Source organism: Delftia sp. JD2 (genome assembly GCF_001682645.1).
Taxonomy (GTDB): domain Bacteria; phylum Pseudomonadota; class Gammaproteobacteria; order Burkholderiales; family Burkholderiaceae_C; genus Comamonas; species Comamonas acidovorans.
The window spans coordinates 1-328 of record NZ_LFJT01000159.1 but is presented as its reverse complement, the minus strand read 5'-3'; the positions used below and the strand labels follow the sequence as shown (position 1 = coordinate 328).

The window sequence follows — 328 nt, the reverse complement described above, 5'->3', positions numbered from 1 at the left end:
CGCTGGGCGCACGCCAGCACAGCCAGCTGCAAGGCCTGGGAGAGATCGCCTGGCTCACCTACGGCTCAGGCCATGTGCACGGACTGCAACTCAACGGAGCCAGCCTCATCGACTTCGAACGCGACAGCCTGCACCGCGAAGTCCGCCGCAGCCTGCACTCACCCACCCCTGCAGCAGACGCACACAACCCCCTGCAGGTGCAACGCCAATGGGACAGCCTGGGCCGCCTCACGGCCCTGGGCACCACGGGCCTGCAAGCGCTGCAGCCCACTGACCTGACAGACACCGGCGCCCAGGTCCACACCCTCATAGGCCAGATCCTCGGCCG

1 protein-coding gene is annotated in these 328 nt (G+C 68.3%); it reads left to right on the top strand.

Translation table 11 applies throughout. From position 1 onward, the window contains the following. Positions 1 to 328: hypothetical protein (locus tag ACM14_RS30285; RefSeq protein WP_139093548.1), on the top strand; the 328-nt coding region annotated here is incomplete at both ends.